23 protein-coding genes are annotated in these 23,997 nt (G+C 59.1%); 9 read left to right on the plus strand and 14 right to left on the minus strand.

Going from position 1 to position 23,997, the window contains the following annotated elements; translation table 11 throughout:
• Positions 1-165: 165 nt before the first annotated feature.
• Entirely contained in the window at positions 166-1,911 is a 1,746-nt protein-coding gene (locus Q1L34_RS09490) for an alpha,alpha-trehalase (protein ID WP_004863774.1), read from the minus strand.
• Positions 1,912-2,126: 215 nt separating this feature from the next.
• On the opposite strand from Q1L34_RS09490, the gene Q1L34_RS09495 reads away from it, so the two are divergent.
• Positions 2,127-3,020, plus strand: a complete 894-nt coding sequence (locus Q1L34_RS09495) for an alpha/beta hydrolase (protein ID WP_327204472.1) — start codon at positions 2,127-2,129, stop codon at positions 3,018-3,020.
• Here the strand turns inward: Q1L34_RS09495 and Q1L34_RS09500 are convergent.
• Positions 3,017-3,145 carry a hypothetical protein gene (locus Q1L34_RS09500; RefSeq protein WP_255265535.1) on the minus strand — a complete coding sequence of 43 codons (129 nt, stop codon included), beginning with the start codon at positions 3,143-3,145 and terminating at the stop codon, positions 3,017-3,019. The genes Q1L34_RS09495 and Q1L34_RS09500 overlap by 4 nt on opposite strands.
• 79 nt (positions 3,146-3,224) lie before the next feature.
• Here Q1L34_RS09500 and Q1L34_RS09505 point away from each other — a divergent pair, with 79 nt between their 5' ends.
• From Q1L34_RS09505 to Q1L34_RS09520, 4 genes are read left to right on the plus strand one after another with little or no spacing between them, the layout of a single operon-like run.
• Complete coding sequence (locus tag Q1L34_RS09505) at positions 3,225-4,664, plus strand: circularly permuted type 2 ATP-grasp protein (protein ID WP_327204473.1); 1,440 nt, start codon at positions 3,225-3,227, stop codon at positions 4,662-4,664.
• The gene (locus Q1L34_RS09510) at positions 4,658-5,587 is read left to right on the plus strand and encodes an alpha-E domain-containing protein (protein WP_048024019.1); all 930 of its coding nucleotides are present in this window, start codon (positions 4,658-4,660) and stop codon (positions 5,585-5,587) included. The genes Q1L34_RS09505 and Q1L34_RS09510 overlap by 7 nt, the downstream gene beginning before the upstream one ends.
• Positions 5,584-6,399, plus strand: a complete 816-nt coding sequence (locus Q1L34_RS09515) for a transglutaminase family protein (protein ID WP_004863760.1) — start codon at positions 5,584-5,586, stop codon at positions 6,397-6,399. The genes Q1L34_RS09510 and Q1L34_RS09515 overlap by 4 nt, the downstream gene beginning before the upstream one ends.
• Before the next feature lie 18 nt (positions 6,400-6,417).
• Positions 6,418-7,158 carry a proteasome-type protease gene (locus Q1L34_RS09520; protein ID WP_327204474.1) on the plus strand — a complete coding sequence of 247 codons (741 nt, stop codon included), beginning with the start codon at positions 6,418-6,420 and terminating at the stop codon, positions 7,156-7,158.
• Here Q1L34_RS09520 and Q1L34_RS09525 read toward each other — a convergent pair.
• The gene (locus tag Q1L34_RS09525; protein ID WP_327204475.1) at positions 7,155-7,934 is read right to left on the minus strand and encodes an AraC family transcriptional regulator; all 780 of its coding nucleotides are present in this window, start codon (positions 7,932-7,934) and stop codon (positions 7,155-7,157) included. The two genes, Q1L34_RS09520 and Q1L34_RS09525, sit on opposite strands and share 4 nt — an antisense overlap.
• A gap of 95 nt (positions 7,935-8,029) precedes the next feature.
• On the opposite strand from Q1L34_RS09525, the gene Q1L34_RS09530 reads away from it, so the two are divergent.
• Positions 8,030-9,184 carry a Bcr/CflA family efflux MFS transporter gene (locus Q1L34_RS09530; RefSeq protein ID WP_064356936.1) on the plus strand — a complete coding sequence of 385 codons (1,155 nt, stop codon included), beginning with the start codon at positions 8,030-8,032 and terminating at the stop codon, positions 9,182-9,184.
• A gap of 14 nt (positions 9,185-9,198) precedes the next feature.
• Here the strand turns inward: Q1L34_RS09530 and Q1L34_RS09535 are convergent, their stop codons facing one another.
• Genes Q1L34_RS09535 through Q1L34_RS09555 form a run of 5 tightly spaced genes read right to left on the minus strand, consistent with a single transcriptional unit; the run spans position 9,199 to position 14,230 of the window.
• Positions 9,199-10,284: an ABC transporter ATP-binding protein gene (locus tag Q1L34_RS09535; protein WP_032717125.1), complete on the minus strand. Its 1,086-nt coding sequence runs from the start codon at positions 10,282-10,284 to the stop codon at positions 9,199-9,201.
• On the minus strand, positions 10,271-11,233 hold the full coding sequence (locus Q1L34_RS09540) for a carbohydrate kinase family protein (protein ID WP_004863745.1): 963 nt from the start codon (positions 11,231-11,233) through the stop codon (positions 10,271-10,273). Before Q1L34_RS09540 ends, Q1L34_RS09535 begins: the two co-directional genes overlap by 14 nt.
• A 2-nt stretch (positions 11,234-11,235) precedes the next feature.
• Entirely contained in the window at positions 11,236-12,075 is an 840-nt protein-coding gene (locus tag Q1L34_RS09545; RefSeq protein WP_004863742.1) for a carbohydrate ABC transporter permease, read from the minus strand.
• The gene (locus tag Q1L34_RS09550) at positions 12,065-12,973 is read right to left on the minus strand and encodes a carbohydrate ABC transporter permease (RefSeq protein WP_004863739.1); all 909 of its coding nucleotides are present in this window, start codon (positions 12,971-12,973) and stop codon (positions 12,065-12,067) included. The genes Q1L34_RS09545 and Q1L34_RS09550 overlap by 11 nt, the downstream gene beginning before the upstream one ends.
• A gap of 9 nt (positions 12,974-12,982) precedes the next feature.
• Entirely contained in the window at positions 12,983-14,230 is a 1,248-nt protein-coding gene (locus tag Q1L34_RS09555; protein ID WP_004863736.1) for an extracellular solute-binding protein, read from the minus strand.
• 211 nt (positions 14,231-14,441) lie between these two features.
• On the opposite strand from Q1L34_RS09555, the gene Q1L34_RS09560 reads away from it, so the two are divergent.
• Positions 14,442-15,614 (plus strand): ROK family transcriptional regulator, encoded by a 1,173-nt coding sequence (locus Q1L34_RS09560; RefSeq protein WP_004863733.1) that lies wholly within the window; start codon positions 14,442-14,444, stop codon positions 15,612-15,614.
• Between the two features lie 112 nt (positions 15,615-15,726).
• On the opposite strand, the gene Q1L34_RS09565 is transcribed toward Q1L34_RS09560, so the two are convergent.
• Complete coding sequence (locus tag Q1L34_RS09565) at positions 15,727-16,170, minus strand: 6,7-dimethyl-8-ribityllumazine synthase (protein WP_015584050.1); 444 nt, start codon at positions 16,168-16,170, stop codon at positions 15,727-15,729.
• A gap of 449 nt (positions 16,171-16,619) precedes the next feature.
• Here Q1L34_RS09565 and Q1L34_RS09570 point away from each other — a divergent pair, with 449 nt between their 5' ends.
• Together Q1L34_RS09570 and Q1L34_RS09575 are read left to right on the plus strand one after the other, a co-directional pair.
• Positions 16,620-17,618 carry a fatty acid desaturase gene (locus Q1L34_RS09570; RefSeq protein ID WP_004863727.1) on the plus strand — a complete coding sequence of 333 codons (999 nt, stop codon included), beginning with the start codon at positions 16,620-16,622 and terminating at the stop codon, positions 17,616-17,618.
• Entirely contained in the window at positions 17,608-18,402 is a 795-nt protein-coding gene (locus Q1L34_RS09575) for a phosphate/phosphite/phosphonate ABC transporter substrate-binding protein (RefSeq protein WP_015584052.1), read from the plus strand. Before Q1L34_RS09570 ends, Q1L34_RS09575 begins: the two co-directional genes overlap by 11 nt.
• 56 nt (positions 18,403-18,458) lie before the next feature.
• Here Q1L34_RS09575 and Q1L34_RS09580 read toward each other — a convergent pair whose 3' ends face one another.
• Genes Q1L34_RS09580 through Q1L34_RS09600 form a run of 5 tightly spaced genes read right to left on the minus strand, consistent with a single transcriptional unit; the run spans position 18,459 to position 23,151 of the window.
• Entirely contained in the window at positions 18,459-19,787 is a 1,329-nt protein-coding gene (locus Q1L34_RS09580; protein ID WP_004863724.1) for an LLM class flavin-dependent oxidoreductase, read from the minus strand.
• A gap of 42 nt (positions 19,788-19,829) precedes the next feature.
• On the minus strand, positions 19,830-20,729 hold the full coding sequence (locus tag Q1L34_RS09585; RefSeq protein ID WP_064356941.1) for an ABC transporter substrate-binding protein: 900 nt from the start codon (positions 20,727-20,729) through the stop codon (positions 19,830-19,832).
• A gap of 43 nt (positions 20,730-20,772) precedes the next feature.
• Complete coding sequence (locus Q1L34_RS09590; RefSeq protein WP_327204476.1) at positions 20,773-21,441, minus strand: ABC transporter permease; 669 nt, start codon at positions 21,439-21,441, stop codon at positions 20,773-20,775.
• The gene (locus Q1L34_RS09595) at positions 21,441-22,070 is read right to left on the minus strand and encodes an ABC transporter permease (protein WP_015584055.1); all 630 of its coding nucleotides are present in this window, start codon (positions 22,068-22,070) and stop codon (positions 21,441-21,443) included. Before Q1L34_RS09595 ends, Q1L34_RS09590 begins: the two co-directional genes overlap by 1 nt.
• A complete protein-coding gene (locus Q1L34_RS09600) occupies positions 22,063-23,151 on the minus strand; it encodes an ABC transporter ATP-binding protein (protein WP_327204477.1) in 1,089 nt (362 codons plus the stop codon). The genes Q1L34_RS09595 and Q1L34_RS09600 overlap by 8 nt, the downstream gene beginning before the upstream one ends.
• Positions 23,152-23,997: the final 846 nt, after the last annotated feature.

Below are 23,997 nucleotides of genomic sequence, written 5' to 3' on the forward strand. Positions count from 1 at the left end.
TATATATTTACATATATAACGATGCTGGAATTGCTTGAGATCAAGGAGAGCTGGATTTGTGTACGAACTACCCCGTAAGGGTAGGAATGAGAACAAGGGCCGGAGTGGGGGAACGCAGGAGAGTCTGGACAAAAAACGCGGCGGTGAGCCCGCCGCGTACGAAGTTTACGGCGCCGATTTTTTAGCGGGTTCGGCGACAGCATCGTTGGCGGCCGGCTGGGTGCTGACGGCGGCAACGGGTTTTTCCACATTCTCGACCGGGCGCGAGGCCGGCAGTGAATCGCACGGTTTCTCTTGCGGACAGATCAGATCCAGCATTTTCAGCGTGACGCCGTTGGTCCAGCCGAAACCGTCCTGCAGCGGATATTCACCGCCGCCACCGCCGGTGCCCGTCGAGCTGACATCATACTTTTCGACCAGCTTTTGTTGACTGTCGTAGGTATGCTGGACATTGCTGAGGAAACGCCAGCTCACCTCCATCGCTATTTTCTGCTGACCGTAGTTTTGTAGCCCCTGGGCGGCAACCCACTGCAGCGGCGCCCAGCCGTTCGGTGCATCCCACTGCTGACCGCTGTTCACGTTAGTCGTGGTTAAGCCACCGGGTTTCAGTAGCTGCGATTCTGCCGCCGCAGCAACCTTCGCCGCGCGCTCGCGGGAAGCGGCGTTGACGTACAGTGGGAACAGGGCCGCGGCGGTGAGCTGATTACGTACTTTATGAGTCTTGAGGTCATAATCGGCGTACCAGCCCGCTTTATCATTCCACAGATATTTCTCCAGCGCCTTCTGGCGGTCGTTGGCCAGGGCATCGTACTGCGCCGCTTTGGCGCTGTCGCCCGCGGCCTTGCTGGCGCGGGCGAGGGTTTTCTCCATGTGGAACATCAGCGCGTTGAGATCGACCGGCACGATGCTGGTGGTGCGGATGGTGCCCAGTTTTTTCGGGTCATCCATCCAGCGTGAGCTGAAATCCCAGCCCGAGGCGGCGGCAGAACGCAGGTCGCGATAGATCTCGGTCGCCGGACGATTCGGGTTGTTCTTCGCGGTGGTGACATCATCGAGCCACGATTCCGGACGCGGCGTATCGTTATCATCCCAGTAGCGGTTCAGCAGCGCGCCATCCTCCATACGCACCACCCGCTGGTTGGCTTTTCCCGGCTCCAGCGCATCGGCGCCTTGCATCCAGTACTGGTACTCTTTTTCCATCTGCGGCAGCCAGGTTTTCAGCACCCGATCGCCATCATGGGTCGCGAGGAGCTCCACCATAAATGAGAAAAACGGCGGCTGTGAGCGGCTTAAATAGTAGCTACGATTACCGTTGGGGATGTGGCCCCAGGCATCGATCTCCGCCGCGAAGTTGGTCACCATATCCTCAACTTTATCCCAGTGTCCGCTCTCGGCCAGGCCCAGCATGGTGAAGTAGCTATCCCAGTAATACACTTCCCGGAAGCGGCCGCCGGGCACCACGTAGGGTTTAGGCAGCGGCAGCAAAGAGTCCCACTTTTCGACTTCAACGGTGCTGCGGGTGAGCACTGGCCACAGGCCGTCGATATGCTGACGCAGCGTCTGACCCTTCGGCGGAACGTAGCGGTCATTGTCTTTCGGCAGGGTGAAGTTCAGCTCGACGAAATGGCGCAGGTCGAAGCTGGTCTGGTTTTTTTGCATGCGATAGTCGGCCAGGATCATCAGCGGATCGCTATTGGGGATCGCATCGGCAAAGGTTTTCTGGTCGGGGAAGAGTCTGGCATTTTGTACATCATTAAACAGCGGGCCGAGCATCACATCCGGAGATGGCGGCACGGGTTTGGTTTCCACGGCCTGGGCGGCCAGCGTCGATAAAGCGAAAATCGCGCCTCCGAGCGCCAGAGATAAAGCGTAAGGCAACGTTGCGGGACGACGTGAAACCGATCTCGTCATGGGGAATTCTCCTTATCATTTCAGACGGTCTTGCCACTGCATTTGACCATCAGAAAACCTTAGACGAATATCCGCCATCCGGGGTGTTGCAGGTAACATTTTGCGTGAAAACAGACAATTTACCTGCCCGTCCGGGCAGAGAAACGAGAATAAAAGACCGGGGGAGAGCGGCGGTGTGCTGTTATCGGTCGATTAAAGTCTGAGGAGAACTGTGGGTGAATCGACGTCATTTTCTACTGTTAAGCGCCGTGTCGCTGTGGGCTGCGGCACGCGCCGGGGCCAGCGATCGCCGGGATGAGGCGCTCTGCTTATGGCCTGGCCAACCGCCGGGCGGCGGCGGGCCATCCGGGGCGCCGCGGCTCTCTGCGCGCGGCGCGCTCACTCATATTGCCCGGCCGCAGCTGACGGTGTGGCGACCGGCGCTATCCCGCGGTCATGGTGTACTGATTGCCGCCGGAGGCGGCTACCGGCGCATCGAAATGACGAAAGAAGCCTGGCCTGCCGCGCGCTGGCTGACCGCACGCGGTTATACCGCCTATATCCTGAGCTACCGCTTGCCCGGCGAAGGGTGGGGCGCCGGCGCGCTGGCGCCGTTGCAGGACGCCCAGCGGGCGCTGCGGCTGATTCGCGCGCGGGAAGAACAGGTCAGCCTGCTGGGGTTTTCCGCCGGCGGGCATTTGCTGGGTATGGCGGCCTGCCGGGCCGATTTTGCCGCTTATTCGCCGCAGGATGCCCTCGATGATCGCCCGGCTCGTGCCGATAAAGCCGCGCTGATTTATCCGATTATTTCGCTGATGTCGCCCTATAGCCATACCGCGACGCACCGGATGCTGGCAGGAGCCCATGCCTCAGAGGCGGTTGACCGCGCCTGGTCGGTCCAGACCTACGTCAATGCACAGACGCCGCCCTGCTTTTTGGCCCAGGCGGAGGACGATTCGGTGTCCGATCCGCATAACACCCTGATCATGGCCGCCGCCTGTCGGCAGCATCAGATACCGGTCAGCCTCTATCGCTATGCCCGCGGCGGACATGGTTTTGCCATGGGCCGTCCCGGTACGCCGACCGTCGAATGGCCGGAGCATTACGCGCGCTGGCTGAACGGGGGCTAACCCTGATGGCGCAGGCGCACGATATTTGCCTCATGGTGGTGCACAACCGGCGTGGCATCGGCTATCGGGGTGATGGTTTTTTGCACAATAAAGCGGCGCGCTGCGGGGAATTGCACTCGTCTCATGCCGTCTGCTACCTGGCATAATAAATGCTTATCTCTTTGCGGGGTTACCCCAACGTGAGTATAACCGGAGGAGACGGCCATGATAAAAATAACGCTTCCTGACGGGCATTATTATGATGAGATGCTTACCGCGCAGGGACAGCAGCGTCACCACTATAACGCCTGGTGGCAATGGTTTCACAACACCGATCAATTCTCTATCCGGCAAAAGAAAGAGCAGGCGGAGCTGCTTTTTCACCGCATCGGCATCACTTTTAATGTGTATGGGGAAGATGAAGGTACCGAGCGTTTGATTCCGTTTGATAGCGTCCCGCGCATCATTCCCGGCGGAGAGTGGAAAAAGATCGATCGCGGTATTCGTCAGCGGGTCAAAGCGCTGAACGCCTTTTTGTACGATATCTACCACGAGCAAAATATCCTGCGCGCGGGCCTTATTCCGGCGGAGCAGGTACTGGCCAATGAGCAATATCAGCCCTGCATGCAGGGGATAAATCTGCCCAATAATACCTATGCCCACATTACCGGCATCGATATGGTGCGCAACAGCGACGGCCAGTATTACGTGCTGGAGGATAACCTGCGGACCCCTTCTGGGGTCTCGTATATGCTGGAAAACCGCAAAATGATGATGCGTCTCTACCCGGAGATGTTTGAAAATCACCATATTGCGCCGGTCGAGCGCTATCCGGGCTACCTGCTGCAAACCCTGCGTGAAAGTTCCCCGGTGGACGATCCCTGTGTGGTCGTGATGACGCCCGGGCGTTTTAACAGCGCCTATTTCGAACACAGTTTCCTCGCCCAGCAGATGGGGGTTGAGCTGGTAGAAAGCGCCGATCTGTTTATTAAATCGGGCGCGGTCTATATGCGCACCACCGAAGGGCCGCGGCGGGTGGACGTGATTTACCGGCGTGTTGATGATGCCTATCTCGACCCGCTGGCGTTTCGCGCCGACTCAATGCTCGGCGTGCCCGGCCTGCTGTCGGTATATCGCGCGGGCGGCGTGGTGCTGGCTAATGCGATTGGCACCGGTGTGGCGGACGATAAGTCGATCTACCCCTTTGTGCCGGAGATGATCCGGTTCTATCTTGGCGAGCAGCCGATTCTGAACAACATTCCCACCTGGCAGTGTCGTAAGCCGGAGGATCTGCAGTACGTGCTGGGCAATCTCGAGAGGATGGTGGTCAAGGAAGTTCATGGCGCCGGGGGATACGGCATGCTGGTGGGGCCGCGTTCAACCAAAGAAGAGCGGGAGATGTTTCGTCAGCGTCTGTTGGCCAATCCGGCTAACTATATCGGACAGGAGACCCTGGCGCTGTCAACCTGTCCGACCTTCGTGGAAGGGGGGCTGTCGCCGAGGCATATCGATTTGCGTCCTTTTGTCCTCTCCGGCCAGGAGATTCGTCTGGTGCCAGGCGGTCTGACGCGGGTGGCGCTTACCGAAGGCTCGCTGGTGGTGAACTCATCGCAGGGCGGGGGCACCAAAGATACCTGGGTGATGGAGGATGGTGAATCATGCTGAGTCGGACTGCGAGTGAACTATTCTGGATGGCGCGCTACCTGGAGCGCGCGGAAAGCTATGCCCGGGTGCTCGATGTGACGTGGAAGCTGTCGATGATCCCGCGTCACAGCCAGCAGTCGCGGGACCTGGCCCTGCCGCTGAATTTGTCCTTAACCCATGAACTGTTTCAGGCGCGACATGCGCGCTTCACCATGAGCAATTTGCTCAACTTCTTCGCCCTCGACGGCAACAACCCCTGCAGCATTTACAGCTGCGTGGAGATGGCCTGGAACAACGCGCACGCGGTTCGCGGCAGCCTGTCCGCCGAGGTGTGGGAGTGCATCAACGCGACGCGCATTGAACTGCGCCAGCTCCGCCAGCGAGGGATTAGCGAACTGGGCACCGATGGTTTTTTCGAGTGGGTAAAGGAGCGGGTGCACCTGTTTCGCGGCGCGGTGCTGGGTACGCTGCTGCGCAATGACGCGCTGAGTTTTATCGGTATCGGCACCTTGATTGAACGGGCCTACGCCACCACGCAACTGCTGCTGATCAAGGATCAGCAGCTGAGCAGCGATCCGGATTCGGTACGCGAATACTACCGGCTGGATACTCTGCTTAACGCGGTCAGCGCCCGGGAAGCCTACAACAGTATCTTTCGCCAGCCGGTCACCCGGGAGACGGTGATGGAGCTACTGATTTTGCGCAACGACGTGCCGCGATCCCTGCGGGCCTGTATCTCCGATCTGATTGGTCAGCTGGAACATATCGCCAACGACCGCTCGCACCTGCCGCTGCGCCTGGCGCATCAGCTGAATGTCGATCTGCGCTTCAGCACCCGCGACGATCTGGCGGGCGCCGATTTACAAAGTTACCTCAACGGACTGCTGGCGCGTATTAATGCTCTGTCCGACAGCATCAGACAAACTTATCTGGAGGCGCTATGAAACTGGTCATCGATCACCTGACCCGCTACGGCTACGATGAAGAAGTGAAGTTTTCGACCCAGTATCTGCGCCTGACGCCGCGCAGCACCGGGCGGCAAACCATTACCGCCTGGACGCTGACCTTGCCGGAAGGCGCGGCGGTGACGACCACCGACGCGTGGGGAAATGTCCTGCATGTGTTAACGCTCGACAATCCTCACAAAGAGATTGCCATCCGCGCCAGCGGGATCGTGGATATTGCCGAGGACAGCGAACAGAGCGATGTGGCGGAAGAGGAGCTGCTCTCTCCGCTGGTCTATTTACGCTGTACGCCGTTGACCCGTGCCGACGATCGGATCCGCGAGTTTGCCCGGCGCCTGTATCGCCACGACGAGCCGGAGGAGAGCCTGAATCAACTGATGGCGGACCTGCTGCTGAGAATGCCATACTCACCGGGAGCCACGCAGGTACAGGACTCTGCCGCGGATGCCTTTGCCAGGGCAAAAGGCGTCTGCCAGGATCACACGCACGTCTTCCTCGCCTGTTGTCGCGCGCTGGAGATTCCGGCGCGCTACGTCAGCGGCTACGTTTACAGCGATAATGCCCAGCATGTCGCGATGCACGCATGGGCAGAGGTGTGGCTCAACGGACGCTGGCAATCTTTTGATATCACCAATAATACCCGTCACCTCAACCAGCATCTGCGGCTGGCGACCGGGCTGGACTATCTTGACGCCTGCCCGGTGCGCGGTACCCGGCTGGGCGGCGGCGGGGAAATAATGCTAACCAACGCTGAAGTGCGCGAGCATTCGCAACAGGCACAGCAGCAATAAAAGCAGGAACAATTAACGATGACCTACTGTGTGGCCATGTGTTTAGCGGATGGACTGGTTTTCGCCTCAGATTCCCGTACCAACGCGGGAGTGGATCATATTGCGACCTTTAAAAAGCTCCATGTCTTCGCCGAGGACGGTGAACGCGTCATGGTGCTACAGTCCGCCGGCAATCTGGCCACCACCCAGAGCGTCATAAGCCTGCTGAGTACGCGGATTGCGACTCAGCAGGAGCCTAATTTGATGCAGGTGAGTTCGCTGTATGATGCGGCGATGCTGATCGGCAAAACGCTGCAGGAGGTGATTCAGCGCGACAGCAGCAATCAGCAGCACTGTGGCAACACCAATTTCAACTGTAATCTGCTGCTGGGCGGGCAGATTGCCGGGGAAACGCATCGCCTTTTCCATATCTACCCGGAAGGCAATTTTATTGAAGCCTCGTACGACACCCCTTATTTCCAGATTGGCGAGAGCAAATACGGCAAGCCGATTATCGACCGGGTGCTCAGCCGGGAGACATCGCTGGAGCAGGCGATGTGCTGTGCGCTGATCTCGATTGACTCCACCTTGCGCAGCAATCTCTCCGTGGGCCTGCCGCTGGACACGCTGCTGTACCGCAGCGGCAGTTTGAGCAGCGCCGGCCAGCATCGCATCACCGAAAGCGACCCGTACTTCAACACCATTCGCAAGGCGTGGTCGGAAGGACTGCAAAACACGTTCCTGACCTTGCCGCCCTTTGCGCCGGGCGGCGATCGTTAACGCGTGGTCTGCGGTGAGAAATAGCGTCCCGGCGTCATGCCGGTGATGGTGCGGAAAAAGTAGATAAAGGCGCTGTCGCTGGCGAAATCCAGCGCCTGCGCGGTATCGGTAATACGCGCCCCGGTGGCCAGCAGCTCCACCGCTTTCATCAGGCGCCACTGCTGGCGCCACTGCTGATAAGTCATCCCGGTATCGCGACGGAAAATCCGGCTGATGGTCTTTTCGCTGGCTCCGCAGCGGATCGCCAGCTGCTGCAGCGGCGGCGGCAGGGCGTCGCCGGCGAGCAGCGCCAGACGCTTATCCTGAGGCAGGGCGAGCATCATCGGCTCCTGCGCCGCGCTGCACATTTCCGCCTCGCAAAGCGCGGCGAGGTGCCAGCCGATGCCGTTCTGCCAGTCACTATCCCACGGGCTGGCGGCGATTCGCTCCAGCAGTTCGCGCAGCAGCGGGCCGACGTTAAGGATCGCCGGATGACGTGGGAGAGCAGGATAGTGGGTCGGATGAAACCAGATCGAGCGATAGTCGACAATGCTTTTCATCTCCGCACGATGGTCTATACCGGCCGGTATCCAGGCCGCCCGGGTGGGCGGCAGCAGGCACAGCAGCGCGCCGTTGTTGAGGGTCAGGCGTACGCAGCCCTGACGGGTAAACAGCAGCTGTCCCATCCGGTGCAGGTGGCTACCGGAATCATGCTGGCCCAGCGCCGAGCAGACGCCAATCACCCTGTTATGCAGATCGTCCGGATTAAATAGCGCATTCGCCTCGAGCCATGCCATGATGTCTTATTTCCGATATAAAAAGTCATTATGTTTATAATGTGCGATTTATGGTCCGCCTACAATAGCGCCTCTTAATGGTTCAGGAGGTGATGATGTTCGGGCGTTCGGCCATGGTGCTGGTCACCGCATTATTGATGTTCCCGCAGATCGTGGAGACGATTTACAGTCCGGCGCTGACCGATATCAGCCGCTATTTTTCCATCAGCGCGGCAGAGGCGGCGCAGACTCTGTCGGTTTACTTTATCGGCTTCGCCGTCGGCGTTCTGTACTGGGGCCGATTCAGCGACCGCTATGGCCGGCGTCCGGCGCTACTGGCGGGTCTCGCGACCTATGCCCTGGGCTGCGTGCTGGCGCTGGCGGCGCGTGATTTCACTTTACTGCTGGTCGCCCGGATACTGTCGGCGTTCGGTGCGGCAACGGGGTCTGTGGTGAGCCAGACTATCCTTCGCGACCGCTTTAACGGCCGCCAGCTTGCCGCTCTCTTCTCGATGATGGGCCTCGTGCTGGCGGTCAGCCCGGCGGCAGGCGTCTACCTCGGCGGCGCCATTGTTGCCGGCTGGGGAATGCACGGTGTGTTGACGGCCCTCGCGCTGCTGGCCGCGGTTTTGCTGCTGCTGTGCTGCTGGCTGCTGCCGGAAACTCGTCCGCCGCAGCATGTTCACACCGCGTTTTTACCGCTGTTACGCCAGATGGCGACGGATAAGTCGCTGGCGCTGGCGGTCCTGCTGGTGGCGGCCTTCAACGTCAGTCTGTTCAGCTATTACAGCCTGGCGCCGTTCATTTTCGCGCAGCTGCGTCAGGGGAGCGTGGCTTTTGGCTACAGCGGCATCGCCTTGGCCGTCGGGTCGTTGGCCGGGGCGCTGTTCAATCGTTGGCTGCTCCGCAAAGCCGTTGCGGAAGCGGGAATATTGCTGCTCGCCTGTCTGATACAGCTGATCAGCAGCGTAGCGGTGTTCTGCCTGGCGGATACGCTGCTGTTCCTGCTGCCGATGATGGGGATCACCTGCGCCTACGCCATGGCGATCCCGCTACTACTCGGCACGGCGCTGGGCGCTTATGGCCACTGTCGGGGAACCGCCGGGGCTATCTTCGGCCTGGCCTATTATGTGCTGATTGGCCTCGGGCTTGCGGCGGTGGGATGGGGGCAATCGCTGGGTGGAACGCTGATCGTGAGCGCCAGCGTAAGCTGCATCGCCGGGCTACGCTATGGCTGCTGTTTGCGCGACATGCGGGCGGGGGCGACCTGACCCGCCCGCGAGGTTCAGCGTGCGGATACCAGCCGTTCGCCGCTGGCGGCGTCGAAAAGATGGATTTTCTCGCGCCGTACCGCCAGCGATAAGGGCTGACGGATAGTCGCTTCGAGACGCCCGGTGACCTGGACATGGATTGGGAAGCCCTGCCAGTCGAGATGCAGCAGCGTGGACTCGCCGGTGATCTCGACAATATTGACGACCCCCGGCAGCCCTTCGTCAGCCGGCTGAATATCCTGCGGACGCAGACCGACAATCACCGGCGCCTGACCCTGCCGTGCCGCCGCCGGATACCAGCGTTCAGGTAGAGCCAGCCACAGTTCGCCGCACTGCACGCCGGGCTGGCCATCGCGCTGCTGAATCTGCCCCTCCAGCAGATTCATCGGCGGGGAGCCGATAAAGCGCGCCACGAAGGTGTTGCAGGGGCGATCGTAAATCTCCAGCGGCGCTCCCTGCTGCACGATCACGCCATCGCGCATCACCACGATCTGGTCGGCAAGCGTCATGGCTTCAACCTGATCGTGGGTGACGTAAATCATGGTGGTGTTGAAGCGCTGGTGCAGGGATTTGATCTCGGCCCGCAGCTCCATGCGCAGCTGGGCATCGAGGTTGGAGAGCGGCTCATCGAACAGAAAAACCTGCGGGTTGCGTACCATCGCCCGGCCCATGGCCACGCGCTGACGCTGGCCGCCGGAGAGCGCTCGCGGATAGCGGCCGAGCAGCTTATCGATACCCAGCATGCTGGCGATGTGCTGAACCTTGTTTTTCTGTGTCGCCTTGTCGACTTTTTTGACCTGCATATGAAAGGCGAGGTTTTCCGCCACCGTCAGATGGGGGTAGAGCGCGTAGCTCTGAAAAACCATGGCGACATCGCGGTCCGCGGGATCGAGATCGTTGATTGGGCGGCTGTTCATCAATATCGTTCCCGCCGACAGGCTTTCCAGCCCGGCCAGCAGGCGCAGCAGCGTTGACTTTCCGCAGCCGGATGGCCCGACCAGCACCGTAAAGCTGCCGTCCGGAATGGTCAGATCCAGCGGATGCAGCACCGTCTGTTTACCGTACTGCTTGGCGACGTTTACCAGTTCAACGCTGGCCATAGTCGACCTCCTCGATATGGTGTTGCAAGGTTCGCCAGTCGGGATAGCGACGCGGGGATGAACCGATCGCGTATGCGGCCACGGCGTTGCCCCAACGTAACGCCTGTGAGGCCGACTGGCCGTTTAACAAACCGGCAAGAAACCCGGCATTAAAACTGTCTCCGGCGCCGATGGTGTCGATGACCTCGACCGGTTTCGCCGGCGCGTGATGCCCCTGGTCTGCCGTCCACCACCAGGCGCCATCGGCGCCGCATTTGACAATGCAGCCGCCCCGGCCGCTGAGACGCGTCGCCAGCGTGCGGGCCGCCGCCGGGAGTACGTCCATATCTGCAAGGCCGAGCGTTTCAACCTCATTGAGCAGCAGCCAGTCGCAATCGCCCAGCCAGCGGTGGGTCGCCTCACGCAGCGCGCTGTCCCAGCTGTGCGGCGGCCAGCCGGTATCGACCGCCACCTGAAAACCGCGGTCGCGCAGGGTCGTCAGCAGACGCGGATAGTCTGGCAACAGCGCGGTGCATAAGAAGGTGCCGCAGAGCAGCACAATATCGCCGGGCGTCGCCCGGGTCGGGAGCTGGGTCAGAATGTCGTCGGCGGACAGGCGGGTGATATGTCCATAGTTGCTGAGAAACGAGCGTTCTTTGTCGGGATGCGTCACCGCCACCGTCAGCGAGGTCTCGCAGGGATACTGCGGCCAGCGTTCGGCGCTGCCGGGGAACTGCGCCGCCAGCCAGGCGGTAAAGGCGTCGTCTCCCTGGCAGCCGACGGTGCAGTGGGGGATCTGCATGGCCGCCGCCGCCAGTGCGCAGTTGCCCGCGGAGCCGCCGGGGCGCAGCGCGCTGTGTTCCAGCATCACCTCGGTGCCGGGGAGCGGCCAGTGCGCGAGGGTCCCCATAATTAAGTCAATATTGTAATTACCTGCGATATAGAGCACAGGCGCGGTGAGCGTTTGCATAGTTATCCTTTACTTCCACCGTGAGTGAGACCGCTGACCAACGTTTTTTGTAACCAGATGGCGATAAACAGCGGCGGGACCGAGGCGAGGATACCGACCGCCGCCACCAGTCCATCGTCGGTGGCGCGCCCGGCGGTGAATCCGGCAATGGTGACCGGCAGCGTCTGGGCGGTAATGTTGCTGGTAAACAGCAGCGCATAGAAAAACTCGTCCCAGGCCAGCAGCCAGCCGAACAGCGCCGACGCCCCCAGCATCGGTTTTGCCAGGGGAAGGGTGATGCGCAGCAGTACCTGCCAGACCCGCAGACCGTCGAGTCTGGCGGCCTGCTCAATATCCTGCGGCAGCGCGTCGAACTGATTTTTCACCATCCAGGTGAGAAACGGCATAATCAGCGAACAGTAGACCAGCACCAGCCCGCTGCGGGTATTCAGCAGCCCGAAATGTTCGAGAATAAAATAGAGCGGCAGCACGAAGGCCACCGGCGGCACCATATAGATGCCGAGTCCGGCGTACAGCCAGCCGTCGCGTCCGGGGTAGCGCGAGAAGCTGAAGGCAGCGGGCACCGCCAGCAGCAGCGACACCAGCGTCGCCCCCGCGGCAACCAGCAGGCTGTTGCGCAGAGCGGGGAGAAACAGCGCGCCGGGCTCGCCGGGCTGCAGTGACAGCAGACGGGCGTAGCGGCTGAAGTCCCACTGGCGCGGCAGCCACTCCAGCGGTACCCGGGTCAGATCGGCCGTGGCGCTGACGCTCATCAAAAAGAGCCACGTCATCGGGGCAAGTATCGACAGCGCGACCAGCAGGGCCGCCAGGTAGCGCAGCAGAATACGCAGTTTACGCTTCATAATCAGTGCTCCGGCGACGCTGACGAAGCAGCATAAACAGATACAGGACGATCAGCAGGGCGCACATCAGGGTCATCAGGATGGCGTACGCCGCGCCGCTGCCCGCCCGCAGATAGCTAAAGGACTCCTGGTAGACGAAGAAACTCAGCGTGCGGGTACTGTCCAGCGGCCCGCCGCGGGTCATCACGTAGATGATATCGAAGACTTTAAACGCGTCGATGGTGCGCAGGACCAGGGCCACGCCGAGCGGGGCGACGATCGCCGGGAAAGTAATGGCGCGAAAACGCCGCCATGACGAGGCGCCGTCAAGGCGGGCTGCTTCGTATAAATCCTCCGGAATGGATTGCAGCGCGGCCAGCACTAGCAGGGTGACCAGCGGATAGTTTTTCCAGATATCCGCCAGCATCACCGCGTTGAGCGCCGAGTCCGGCGACCCCAGCCAGCTGCGGTAACCGTCGATAATGCCCCATTGACTGAGCAAGGCGTTAATACTGCCGTAGTCCGGGTTGAAGTTGAGCCGCCACATCATCGCGTTAACGATAGTCGGCAGCGCCCAGGGCAAAATGACCAACACCCGCAGGATATTGCGTCCGACAAATTTCTGATTGAGCAACAGCGCCACCAGCACGCCGATAACCCCTTCAATAGCGACGGAGACCACGGTGAAATAGAGCGTGCGGGCGAAGGCGGCGCGAAAATCCGGATCGGTTAACGCATACAGATAGTTATCCAGCCAGAGGTAATTGGTCGCATCGCCATTGCCCACCAGCGCGGTATCGGTAAAGCTCAGCCATAGCGTGCGCGCCAGCGGCCAGGCCGTCAGCAGAAACATCACGATGAGCATGGGTGCCAGAAGCACCCATGCCTGACGCCGCTCGCGTTGTTGCAAACTCAGCATCAAATGTCCTTAACGCAGGCGCGCCGCGCTTTTGTCGACGGCTTGCATCGCGGCATCCGGGGCGGCCTTGTCCTGCAGGACGGCCTGAAGCTGCTGCTGTAACGCGTTGGAGAGGCGCGAGTAGTCCGCGGTTTCCGGACGCGACAGCATCACGTTCAGCGATTTATCCGCTGCGGCGATCAGGCTCTCCTGACCTTTCGCCACGGCCGGGTCCTGGTAGGAGGATTTCCATACCGGCAGGCTCAGCTTCGCATACTTATCCTGCACCGGTTGGGAGGTCAGATAATGGATATACTGCCACGCCTGTTCCGGATGCTGGCTGGCTTTGGCAATGCCCAGCCCCATTGACCCGTTCACCGCGCCGGGTTTGTCCGGCGTATCACCGGGCGCCGGCATAATGCCGACATCGCCCGCGACCTTACTTTGTTTCGGGTCGTTGGCCATGTTGTACATATAGGTCCAGTTCAGGGCGAATGCCGCGTCGCCGTTGGAGAAGGCCTTGCGCACATCCTCTTCGAGATATTCGCGGGAGGCCGGATTGCTCAACCCGTCATCCAGCGATTTCTTCATCAGCGTGACCGCTTTCAACGACGCCGGAGTGGAGAAATCCAGTTTACCGTTCTGATAAAACTGCCCGCCAAACCCGGAGACGAGGGTGGTGTAGTCGCACACCAGCGCTTCTGCCTGCGACCAGCTCCACACCAGCGGGTATTTAACGATACCTTTATCCTTGATGATTTTGGCGTCATCCATTACCTGTTGCCAGGTGGTCGGCAGCTGCTTGATCCCGGCTTTGTCCAGCATCGCTTTGTTGTAGTAAAGATACTTGGTGTCGAGGATCCACGGCATGCCCAGCGTTTTGCCTTTGTAAACCACGGTATTCATGGCGCCGGGGAAGACCTTCTCCCGTTCGGCGGCGGGAATACGTGCCGAGACATCCTGCAGGAGATCGAAGTGGCTAAATTCGGCAGGCCAGATGGCATCGAAGAGCACCACGTCGTAGCCGTTGCCGCCGGCCCCGCGTGCGGCCACGATTTTGTCATGCAACGCTTCGTAGGGGACGAACTCAAGGTTGATTTTGATATCCGGGTTTTGTTTTTCGAAGTCGGCGGTCATGGCACGAATGTCATTTTCGCTGTACGCCGCCTGGGTCATAAACAGGGCGTTAACCTGGGTGGCTGCCGCCGCCGCACTCCCGCTGATGACCAGCATAGCCAGCAGACCGGCTTTAACCCGAAATGCACTGTAGTCGTTCATGTTGCTCTCCGCGGTACTGAAAAGAGGGATATGATTTATTAAATCAATTTGATTGATTTAATCGGGGCGACAATACGGCCCAAACGTCATTCGTGGCCCTTAGCATAAGCGTAGCAAAGCTTATGCCACCCGAAAGGCGGGCGGAGAATGTCGTTGCGCGAATTGTGACGCTGGCTAAAATTGCAGCATGATGCGACCAGGAAGGGACGGAATGAAAACCTCGGGAACGAACCTTGAACATGCGCGAGTACACAACCGGCGGGTGGTGATTGAGGCCGTGCGTCTGCACGGTACCCTGACCCGGGCGGAGCTGGCGCGAATGACCGCGCTGACGCCGCAAACGGTCTCCAATATTGTCGCCGAGCTACAGCAGATGGCGCTGCTCACCAGCCATGAACCGCGCCGCGCCGCAGGGCGTGGCCAGCCGGCGGTGCCGGTGAGTCTCAACCCCGCCAGCGCGTGGTCCATCGGGATCCATCTCGACCATCAAACCTTGATCATCGTGCTGGTGGATCTCACCGGCGAGATCCATTTCCGCCGGCTCATTCTGGTGCAAAAGCCCCAACCTGGTGCCACCTTTGCCCGCATTGCCGAGGTGGTGCAGGAGATCAAAGCGCTACCGGGGCTCGACTGGAGCCGGGTGCTGGGCATTGGCGTGGTGATGCCGGGGCCGTTTGGCGTGGAGGGCATTTCATCGACCGGGCCGACCACCCTCAACGGCTGGGAAGGGGTGGATGTGGCGTCGGAGCTGGGGCGGATAAGCGGTCTGCCGGTCACCCTCGAAAATGACGCGACGGTGGCGGCTATCGGCGAGCGCTTCCACGGGGTGGCGCGCCAGCTGAATTCGTTTGTTTATCTGTATATCGGCACCGGGCTTGGCGCCGGGATCTTCACCGACGGTCATATTTATACCGGCCACGCCCATAACGCCGGAGAGGTCGGGCATATCGTGGTGCAACCGGGAGGACGCGCCTGCTACTGCGGCAACCAGGGTTGCCTTGAGCGCTACGTTTCCCTGCAGGCGGCCTATGAGTTTTGCGGCCTCGACCCCTACCGGGCGCTGCCCGAGGATCTGCTGGCGGTGGAGGCGTCGCTGTTCGATCGGTGGGTGGAGACGGCGTTACCCTCGCTGCGCCAGGCCATTAATTTGCTGGAGTGCGTTTTCGATGCGGAAACGGTGGTGGTCGGCGGCATGATGCCCGCGCCGCTACTGGAGAAAGTGCTGGCCCGTCTGCCGCCGCTGTATCAGTCGGTGCGCGGGCGCTATCTCCCGGCCATGCGGGTGAAAATGGGGATGACGGGCACCGACACCGCCGCCCTCGGCGCTGCCGCACTGCCGATCTTCGATGAGTTTAATCCGCAGTTTCAGGCCTTGATGAAGTAGGCCCGCCGCGGTTCAGTACAGCAACGGTCGGGCCGCGCGTCGCGGATGAGCCCGCGAAAGGACCGCCGGCGGGGACTCATCGCGAGCGGACCACGCGGTTAAAGGCGTTGATTCACGCTTTCGCCAGCGGCAAGTTGTGGATCTGCAGTACCGCTCTGGCGGCTTCCTGACCTTTTTTGATGAAATGCTGGCTGTAAAAATCGATGAACTCGTCGGCAGGCTGGAAGTTGTGCGGCGTCAGAGATACCGAGAACATCGGGACTTCGGTAGCCAGCTGGGCCTGCATCAGACCGCTGACCACGGCCTGGGCGACAAAGTCATGGCGATAGATACCGCCATCGACCACCAGCGCGGCGCACACGATGGCATCATAGCGTCCGCTTTTTGCCAGCTTCTGGGCCAGAAGCGGCATTTCAAATGCGCCAGGGACATCCCAGCTGTCGAGCGAATAATCAACCTGCTGACGTTCCAGCTCCTGCTGAAAACCGGTCTGCGCCTGGCTGACGATGTCACTGTGCCAGTTGGCTTTGATAAAGGCGACGTTTAACGATGGCATGGCATACTCCTGTAAAATGACCGCATCAGGCGAGTCAAAGAATGTTGATCTTCAGGTCTTATACTCCGCGAGCCGTTTCAGGCGACCACCGGGCGATGCTGTCAATTGCTCGGTTCACGCGCGTTCACACGGAGCTCAGGTCCGATCTCATTATCCCAACGCGCTAGCGCATTCAGCCGCGGTTCGGACGTGATCCGGGCGTTAACATTATACTGTTATGTCAAGAGACGATAGCCGTTTTTATCCGCCGCGCGCCGCGCAATACCGGGTTCCGGTTCGGCGGGCGGCGCGGCCGTCGCCTGGGGGCAGGGCGGGCTGTCCCGCCGGACAGAAAAGTGCGCGCATCACCATTTTCTGGCAAAGCTAAGTGATTTAAATTCTTTGTTATTTTCCGCATTTTCTCACATCTTCTGGAGGCAAAAAGTAACGCGGAGAGAGTACCGGTAGTGATGACACAGCACTCGTCGAAGTACCTGCATCAGCAGCAGCGCGATCTGATTCGCCAGCTTTCCCGCCGCTGGCTGTGGCGCAGTGAATTACCCACCTGGATATTAATTATTGTGGTCTACAGCGGCTGGTTTATGACCCTCGCCTACTGGCAGACGCTGGGGCTTTTCCCGGCGACCGTGCTGCTCATCTGGTTTACCGCCTGGTATATGTCGTTGCAGCATGAGCTGATCCACGGCCATCCGACGCCCTGGCGGTGGTGTAATCAGCTGCTGGGTACGCTACCGCTGGCGGTGTGGTATCCCTACGGGCTTTATCGCGACTCGCATCTGGCGCACCACAATAACGACCGGCTGACGCTGCCGGTGGATGACCCCGAATCCTACTATTTTAGTGCCGAAAGCTGGCGCCGTTTCTCGCCCTGGCAGCGTAAAGTGATACATCTGCGCAATACGTTTTTCGGCCGACTGTTGCTGGCCCCGCTGCTGGATATTGTGCAGACGCTGGTCAGCGCGGCGAACGCCTTTCGCTATCGGCAGGGGAAAGCGATGCTAATGTGGCTGGTGCACGGCGGATTGCTGGCCGCGCTCCTGACGTGGATGGCGCGCTGTGATTTTTCACCGCTCTATTTCGTGGTGGTCATCAGCTATCCGGCGCTGGCGCTGACCAAAATTCGCTCCTTCCTCGAACATCGGGCCGCTGACGATCCGCTGGCGCGCTCGGTCATCAATGAGGCCGGGCTGTTGTGGCGGGTGCTGTTTCTGAATCTGAACTACCACTCCGTGCATCATGACCTGCCCGGCGTACCGTGGTACGGGCTGAGAAAAATCTATCTGCTGGAGCGAGATCGCTACCAGCAGCGTAACCACGGGTTCGTGGTGCGCGGCTATGGCGAGTGGCTGCGCGCCTTTTTCTTCCGCGCGGTGGCGGTTAACGCCCATCCGGGTATCGGAAAAGCCTCCCGGGCAGGAGAGCAGACAGGTGAGCGCGATGAGTCATAACGTGAATTTGCCGATGTATGCGGTGCGTCCGCCTGAGAACCAGGCGTTAGAAGCTGCGGTGCGGGAACTGCTGCTCGCCCGAGGCATTGCCGTGAGTTCGCCAACGCCGCCGCCGGCGGACCTACTTTCGCACTGGCGTCAGCCGGACCTGCTGCTGAGCCAGACCTGCGGCTACCCGCTGGTGACTCTGTTGCCGGAGGTTCAGACGGTGGGCTGTTTTCACTATTCGGCGCCCGGCTGTGAAGGCATTGATTATCGCAGCCTGCTGGTGGCCCGTGCGGCGGATAACGCGCGGTCGCTCGCCGATTTCCGTGGGCGGCGGGCTATCTGCAATTCGCCCGATTCGCAGTCAGGTTACAACGTGTTACTGAAAATGGTGGCTCCGCTCGCCCGCGAGGGGCGTTTTTTTGCCGGGGTTAATTTCAGCGGCAGCCACCGGCAGTCGCTGCTCGGCTTACAGCAGGGGACGGGCGATATGGCCGCCATCGACTGCGTTAGCTGGGCGCTGCTGGCGCGTCACGAGCCTGCCGTACTGGAGGGCTTGTGCGTTATCGGCCAAACGCCGTCGGCGCCAGGGCTACCGCTGATTACCGGGCCACAAACGTCAGCGCAAACCCTCGCCGGTTTGCGATCGGCGCTGCGGCAGCTGGTCAGCGATGCGCGATATCGGGAGCGCTGCGAGGCGCAGTTTATCTGCGGTTTCAGCCCGCTGACCCGGGAACCCTATTCCCGATTGCTGGCGTGGCGCGAAGAGGCGCGACAACAGGGCGTGACGCAACTCTGAAAGACCGGAGAAGGGCTGACCTCCTCCGGGTAAGGCGTCGCATGCGTTGCCGCCTGCTATCGGGTAAAGCGGTTATCTACCTGCGGTAAGCCCAGTTTTTCCCGCAGGGTACCCGGCAGATAGCGCTTTTTCATGGCGCCGCTGCGTTGAAGGATCGGCACCACCTGCTCGACAAAACGATCGAAATCGCCCGGCAAGAGCGGGAACATCAAGTTAAACCCATCGGCCGCGCCGGCGCGCCAGATCGCGGTAAGCTCGTTGGCGACCTCTTCTGCGCTGCCAATCAGCAGCCAGCTATCGGAGCTTTGCAGCAGCAAACGGCCCAGTTCCAGTATGGTCAGCGCCGGGTCGTAGTCGCGGATCAGCCGCAGCGCGGTGCGAATGCCGTCAAACGTCTCTTCATCCGGCAGCGGCGGCAGCGGCTGGTCGACAGCACAGGTCGAGAGGTCCATACGCAGGTAGGAAGAGAGCAGGTCGATAGCCATCCGATCGCTCATCAACCGGTTGTTTAGCTGCTGGCGCTGCTCTTTTTCATCACTGGAGTTCACCACCACCGGCAGCACGCCGGCGATGATTTTAAAGTGTGCCGGGTCGCGTCCGTTCGCCAGCAGCCGCTGGTTCATCTCCTGGCGATAGCGCAGCCCCTCTTCAATGGATTTAATAAACACGAAGTGCATATCTGACCAGGTGGCCGCCAGCGCTTTCCCTGCCTCCGACGATCCGGCCTGTACCAGCAGCGGATGGCCCTGCGGCGGGCGCGGCACGTTCAGCGGTCCGCGAACGTTAAAGAATTCGCCGTGATGGTCGAGGTGATGGACTTTCTGTTTGTCGGCAAACAGGCCGCTCGCCTTGTCGTACAGGACGGCATCCTCTTCCCAGGAGTCCCAAAGCCGGGTGACTACGTCAATAAATTCACCGGCGCGCTGATAGCGGTTGCCGTGTTGGGGCAGCTGTCGGAGGCCGAAGTTTGCCGCCTCTTCCTCCAGCCACGAGGTGACGATATTCCAGCTTGCCCGGCCGTTGCTCAGAAAATCGAGTGAGGCAAAGTAGCGTGCAAGGTTGTAGGGCTCGTTATACGACGTCGATGCCGTCCCCATCAGGCCAATATGCTCGGTGACGGCCGCCAGCGCGGCGAGCAGGGTAATGGGTTCCAGCCGGGCGTTGGCGTAGTGGGTCAGACCGCTGGGCACCGTATCCCAGATAGCGATATGATCGGCAATAAAAATAGCATCGAGCGTGGCCGCCTCGGCTTTCCTGGCCAGTTCGGCATAATAACTGAGGGTAAAAATTTCTTTTCCCGGCGCCTGCGGGTGGCGCCAGGAGAAGCGATAATCTCCCTGGGGATTGAAGAAGAACAGATTCAGAATCATCGGGTTTTTAGACATCGTCGCACTCATTCAACTGATGGCCACTCCCTGGCCGGATGATTAAGGGGTCGTCAGGTTGGCATTAACCCATTGTTCGGCCACGGCCGCCGGGTCTTTATGCTGAAGATCCACCTGCTGGTTCAGCGCAATCAGCGAGGCATTGTCGAGTCTGGCGGAGACCGCATTGAGCACGCTGCTGACGTTCGGCGACAGGCTGGCCTTGCGCACCAGCGGCACGACGTTCTGGCTGGGCTGTTCATGCTTATCGTCGGCTAAGACCACCCAATCCTCTTTCGCCAGATTGCCCTGGGTAGAGACCACCGTAGCGACGTCGATTTTGCCGGAATTTAGCGCCAGACGGGTCAGCGGCCCGCCCATATCCAGCGATTTCACCGCTTTAAACTCAAGGCCGTAGACGCGCTTGAGCCCCGGTAACCCCAGCGCGCGCACCGCCAGCTCCGGCGGCCCGCCGATGGTCAGTTGATGGGCGATGGGTTGAAGATCGGAGAGTTTCGTCAACTGGTATTTTTTCGCCGTCTCCGCGCGTACCGCCCAGGCGGTAATCGACGTGGCTGGTGAAGGGTCAAGCAGTGTAAAATCGGTGGGCAGTACTTTCGCCAGTTCTGCGCTCACGTCGCTCTGGCGAGTCGCCTGGGTTTTCCCGTCATAATAGTTAAGCAGGGCGCCAAGATATTCCGGCACAATATCGATCTCGCCGCTCTTTAGCGCCGGCAGAATAATCTCGCGGTTGCCGAGATTAAGCCGGGTTTTGACCTCAATATTCTTTTTCTTCAGTGCGCTGGCGTAAATATTGGCGAGAATAGAGCTCTCGGTAAAATTGGCTCCGCCGATAGTCACGCTTTCTGCCAGTACGCTAAAACTCAAACTGAATAATCCGGCGGCGAGGAGAGATAAACGGAACCGTCGGGCGTTAACAGGAAACCCCAAAATATGCTTCATAGTGCCTCTTTATATGCAGGTGATTTATGGTTGTGGTCGTTGTTTAATACTCTGGTGCGATAGCGGTATGACGCCATCTGCGGCTACAACAGCTGAACAGCAGTTCACTGCCGATAGCCAGTAGCGAGACCACCAGCGACCCGGCAATAACCTGTGGAATATCGCGCTGGCCAAGACCGTCAATCAGGAAACGCCCCAGCCCACCCAGGCCGGCGTAGGCGGCGACCACGGCGGTGGCGATCAGCTGGACCAGCGCGGTGCGCAGCCCGGCGATAATCAGCGGCGCCGCCAGCGGAATACGCAGTTGCCACAGGCTTTGCCATGGCGTCATTCCCAGCGCGGTAGCGGCGTCGCAAAGCGGGCGATCGGCATGATAAATCCCGACCCAGGTATTGGTCAGCACGGGGGGGATCGACATGGCCACCAGCGCGGCAAACACCGGCAGATCATTAAAACCAAATAAAATAATGCACAGCAAAATAAGCCCTAATGAGGGAATAGCGCGGCCAATATTAAACAGATTAATAATAAGGAAGGCGCCTTTCCGCCAGTAGCCGAGGGCAATGCCCAGCGGCAAAGCGATTGCCGATGCGATAGCGATGCTGATCAGCACATAATAAATATGCTCGCGCAGGCGCAGTAAAATACCCGCATCGCCGAACCAGTGTTCGGATTGTGAAAACCAGTGGACGGTAGCCAGTAATATATCCATTAGCGTGCCCAGGGCGTTAGCCAATAGCCGATGTGGGCAATCAGCGAATCCAGTAAAAACGACAGCACGAGGCTTAATGCCAGGCTGACAACAATCGGGGTGAGAAAATCCTGATTAAAGCCCGCCAGCAGCAATTGCCCCAGACCGCCCTGGCCAATCAGCGCGGTGACGGTCACCAGCCCCACCAGCGTCACGGAGGCAATCCGCAGACCGGCAAACAGAGAGGGCGCCAGCAGAGGTAACTCAATATCCATAAACCGGTATCGGCGTGTGTAGCCGAGCGCGCGCGCCGACTCCAGCACGGCGGCAGGCAGCTTTTCGATTCCGGCGATAACGTTACGCAGCAGGATCAACAGTGAATAGATGGTTAACCCGATGACCGAGGTCGTCAGCGACAGGCCGGTAAAGGGCAGTAACAGAATAAATAACGCCAGCGACGGGATAGTAAAGATGACCCCGCAAAGATAAATCAACGGCTGAGCGGTGGCGGGCCAGCGTAGCGTTACGACCAGCAGCGCGCCCGTTAACAGCGTACCAAAAAACAGCGAGATGCAGACCAGCTGCGTATGCTGCCACAGCAGGTCGCCAATCAGGATTTTATTGTCAACCATCCACTGCCAGTCAATCATAGCGGCGAATTTCCACGTGGCCATCCAGCACATGCTGGAGCAGGGAATGAGAAATGGTGCCCTGATACTGGCCATTGCTGTCCACGTGCACCAGCACGCCCCCCGGCGCATCCAACAGCGCGCTGTAGGCAAAACGCAGCGTATTCAGGGCCTGCAGCGGCTGAACAATCGGCAGCGTGACGCGTTTATCCGGGTCGAACCAGTGAACGGGACGTTGTTCTTTATCCAGCACCAGCCGCAGCGGGCTGGCGACCGTCGGATGCGCGGTGGCTATCGGGGATAAACCTTCGTCAACCAGCGTGACATCATGTCGCGGTAGCTGGCCGACCTGAATCATCCCCAGCCGTTTCAGGTTGGGTTCGGGACCGATAAAGCGTTGGACAAACTCGCTCGCCGGGTGGGTGAGAAGCCGGTCCGGCGTATCACACTGCGCCAGCACGCCCCCTTCCTGGAAGATGGCGATCTTATCTCCCAGCCGGATGGCCTCATTAATGTCATGTGTTACCAGCACGATGGTTTTATGCAGGCGCTGCTGAATAAGCAATAGCTCATCCTGCAGACGCTCGCGGACTACCGGGTCAATGGCGGCGAAGGGTTCGTCCATCAGCAGAATCGGCGGATCGGCGGCTAACGCCCGGGCAATCGCGACGCGTCCCTGCTGCCCGCCGGAGAGCTGGTGCGGGTAGCGCGTCAGCAGGTGACGGTCCAGTGACATTAAGTCCACCAGTTCATCGATACGGGTGCGAATCTGCGCTTTACGCCAGCCCAGCAGACGAGGGACGGTGGCGATATTTTGCGCCACCGTGCGATGGGGAAACAGCGCGGCGCTTTGCATGACAAAGCCAATTTTGCGTCGCACCTGAATGATATCGACCTGCGCGATGTTAACGCCCTGGACATAGACGCTGCCGGAGTCCGGTTTATCGAGCTGATTAATCATGCGCAGGATTGTGGTTTTGCCGCATCCGCTGGGACCGACAAACGTGCAGAATTCACCGTCATTAATTATCAGGTTCAGGCCGCGTATTGCCGCATGCGCGCTGCCGGGGTAGGTCTTATTGATGTTTTCTAATCTGATCATCGGGAATTGTAGCACTCTGAATATATTGAGAATTTATGGCTTTTACGGCGGCACGAATAAAATACAAATTACAGAGCGGCCATGGGGAGGGCAAATACGTTATTCGCAATTGCATAGTTGGAATCTGTTCAACTCTGTCCCGCCCAAAACGCAGTTTTTATCTGATCCGGCCGCGCAGAGCGCGTTTTTGTTCTGCAGGCGTGGCGAAAACGACGATTCTGCTGCCGTTTTGCGCGCGGAAAGGGGGAGACGCAGAATATTGATTTCAGAATTTGTGATGTATGGCACAAACGTCTGGATGGTAAAGTTTTTGTCGTATGAAAAGTTACATTTGATTTTAATCAAGAAATTACGTGCTGAAAATTGTGAAAAATGCAGAGTTAAAATTGTATGGGAAATGATAATGTATTGTATCTGGTATTTTGCGCAATAATGAATAAAACATACTTTTACAAACAACCGGGGCGGAAAAGTGTGACCCCATACGATTTTTAATAAAAGAAAAACCTGATTTCTCATTATATTTTATTGTTTCAACTAACAGTTGAATAACAATATCGCTGAATAATTGCACGGCGAAGGTTGAAATATCATGTTTAACCCCCCTTAAAATAGCTCAAAAAATAGCCTTTGTTATCCCCATAAAATATTGTTATCCCCGCATCTTTTTTTGACAAAAGTCATGCAAAAAATCGACTTTTAATTTGTATTACATTGATATTGTTGGTTTTATTTACATATTAAACGGTGGGGAAAATAGCTGTCAGAGGTGTTTGTGAGTGGTCTCACATAACCCTGCGATCGCCATTTGGTACACTTCACCGCGTCGAAAAGATAATTAAAGCA

It is taken from the genome of Klebsiella ornithinolytica (assembly GCF_030505655.1).
Classification (GTDB): domain Bacteria; phylum Pseudomonadota; class Gammaproteobacteria; order Enterobacterales; family Enterobacteriaceae; genus Klebsiella; species Klebsiella ornithinolytica.

Coding starts and splice junctions, on each gene's coding strand:
- Q1L34_RS09490 (WP_004863774.1), bottom strand. CDS start 1,911: ATGACGAGATCGGTTTCACGTCGTCCCGCAACGTTGCCTTACGCTTTA.
- Q1L34_RS09500 (WP_255265535.1), bottom strand. CDS start 3,145: ATGAGACGAGTGCAATTCCCCGCAGCGCGCCGCTTTATTGTGCAAAAA.
- Q1L34_RS09505 (WP_327204473.1), top strand. CDS start 3,225: ATGATAAAAATAACGCTTCCTGACGGGCATTATTATGATGAGATGCTT.
- Q1L34_RS09510 (WP_048024019.1), top strand. CDS start 4,658: ATGCTGAGTCGGACTGCGAGTGAACTATTCTGGATGGCGCGCTACCTG.
- Q1L34_RS09515 (WP_004863760.1), top strand. CDS start 5,584: ATGAAACTGGTCATCGATCACCTGACCCGCTACGGCTACGATGAAGAA.
- Q1L34_RS09520 (WP_327204474.1), top strand. CDS start 6,418: ATGACCTACTGTGTGGCCATGTGTTTAGCGGATGGACTGGTTTTCGCC.
- Q1L34_RS09525 (WP_327204475.1), bottom strand. CDS start 7,934: ATGGCATGGCTCGAGGCGAATGCGCTATTTAATCCGGACGATCTGCAT.
- Q1L34_RS09530 (WP_064356936.1), top strand. CDS start 8,030: ATGTTCGGGCGTTCGGCCATGGTGCTGGTCACCGCATTATTGATGTTC.
- Q1L34_RS09535 (WP_032717125.1), bottom strand. CDS start 10,284: ATGGCCAGCGTTGAACTGGTAAACGTCGCCAAGCAGTACGGTAAACAG.
- Q1L34_RS09540 (WP_004863745.1), bottom strand. CDS start 11,233: ATGCAAACGCTCACCGCGCCTGTGCTCTATATCGCAGGTAATTACAAT.
- Q1L34_RS09545 (WP_004863742.1), bottom strand. CDS start 12,075: ATGAAGCGTAAACTGCGTATTCTGCTGCGCTACCTGGCGGCCCTGCTG.
- Q1L34_RS09550 (WP_004863739.1), bottom strand. CDS start 12,973: ATGCTGAGTTTGCAACAACGCGAGCGGCGTCAGGCATGGGTGCTTCTG.
- Q1L34_RS09555 (WP_004863736.1), bottom strand. CDS start 14,230: ATGAACGACTACAGTGCATTTCGGGTTAAAGCCGGTCTGCTGGCTATG.
- Q1L34_RS09560 (WP_004863733.1), top strand. CDS start 14,442: ATGAAAACCTCGGGAACGAACCTTGAACATGCGCGAGTACACAACCGG.
- Q1L34_RS09565 (WP_015584050.1), bottom strand. CDS start 16,170: ATGCCATCGTTAAACGTCGCCTTTATCAAAGCCAACTGGCACAGTGAC.
- Q1L34_RS09570 (WP_004863727.1), top strand. CDS start 16,620: ATGACACAGCACTCGTCGAAGTACCTGCATCAGCAGCAGCGCGATCTG.
- Q1L34_RS09575 (WP_015584052.1), top strand. CDS start 17,608: ATGAGTCATAACGTGAATTTGCCGATGTATGCGGTGCGTCCGCCTGAG.
- Q1L34_RS09580 (WP_004863724.1), bottom strand. CDS start 19,787: ATGTCTAAAAACCCGATGATTCTGAATCTGTTCTTCTTCAATCCCCAG.
- Q1L34_RS09585 (WP_064356941.1), bottom strand. CDS start 20,729: ATGAAGCATATTTTGGGGTTTCCTGTTAACGCCCGACGGTTCCGTTTA.
- Q1L34_RS09590 (WP_327204476.1), bottom strand. CDS start 21,441: ATGGATATATTACTGGCTACCGTCCACTGGTTTTCACAATCCGAACAC.
- Q1L34_RS09595 (WP_015584055.1), bottom strand. CDS start 22,070: ATGATTGACTGGCAGTGGATGGTTGACAATAAAATCCTGATTGGCGAC.
- Q1L34_RS09600 (WP_327204477.1), bottom strand. CDS start 23,151: ATGATCAGATTAGAAAACATCAATAAGACCTACCCCGGCAGCGCGCAT.